Source organism: Pseudomonas sp. 05T35, assembly GCF_056396605.1.
The window spans coordinates 1-1,315 of record NZ_JBFTLU010000728.1; the positions used below are offsets into that span (position 1 = coordinate 1).

The 1,315-nt window shown below is 58.4% G+C and carries 1 pseudogene; it reads left to right on the plus strand.

The features are described from left to right. Positions 1–1,315 (plus strand): annotated as a pseudogene (locus tag AC1DH9_RS29285) (hypothetical protein); the annotation flags it as partial.

Consider the following 1,315-nt stretch of genomic DNA (forward strand, 5'->3'; position numbering starts at 1 on the left):
GTCTTGCTCTACCGGCCATTGCTCGCTCCTGCACTAATCCAGTACCCCTCTACCGAGAATCTGCTGTACGCGATCAAACATTCAAAAGAATTACGCCTGTCGGTGCTCGCCTGGTTACCTGACAGCGCCCGCACCAACTACGCCCGCTACGTTTTCCCTGGTGAGCTGCCCTCGGTCTGGAGCCTGTCGCAATTGCTGGTCGATCCACTGACGCCGCTGACGATGACAGGCCCGATTTCCTTTGGTGAAAGGGTGATCGAAGACGAGCTGATGCCAACGCTCTTCAACGCCAATGCCAGTGCGCTGATCACTCTGGCGGACCGGCAATCGGTATCAAACGCTGAAAATCGTTGGGCCACGCTCAAGCAAAGTGCCTGGATGATCTTCAATGCCGCCTTGCCTTTCCTCGGACGCACGGTGGGCACAGCCGCCTGGATCTGGCAGATCATGGATGACCTGCAACAGGCAGCCGACGCCAGGGAAAATGCCGATAGCCAGCACGAGTGGGCCGCCTTGACCGACGTTTTCCTGACCCTCGCGATGGTGCTCGTCAGTCACGCAACCACGCCACGCGAATCTGCACAGAAAACCACAACACCCCATGGCAGCAGGCCACGAGAGACAGCTCTTCCTGAAAAAGTCAGCGTGACCCGCAAACCCGATGTCGCCACTGACACCCTGCCAGCCTTACACGAAACATCGCTCCACTCAGACACAGCCCTGATCCGTTCTCGCTTGAGCCTGGGACACCTGCTCGATAGCTTCAAGATTCCAAAACCCGAAGGCCTTGGCCAACCCGTGATCGAGCAAGGTCCGCACCAACACCTCTCGGCCCTTGGGCAAAAATGGTACGCCAACGTCGGCGAGCGCTGGTTCGAGGTCACCGTGAACGATAACGACGATGTGCTGATCATTGACTCCCGACAACAAACCTTGCGCACCGGCCCGCTGTTGGTCAACAACCAGACAGGTGAATGGTTCGTCGATACCCGGCTGCGACTGCGTGGCGGCGGCTTGAAAAGTCGCAGGGAACAGATGCAGCGCGAGAACAAAGCGCGCATCGCCGAACTTCGCACACAACTGGCTGCATTYGACCTCGAGATGGACAGCAAACGCGCCGAGCTTACGAGCGCCCATGCGGCCCTGAACAATGCACCCAGTACATCCGTCGAAACCCGACGCCAGCTGTTTCTCGACAAACTGGACGCACGCCTGAAGGACTATGACGCCACGCTCGACCGGTTGAAAACGCTGAACAGGCTCGACACGGTCCCCAATTACCGTACCGCCATGGTCGAACTGCTGGGTACTCAGT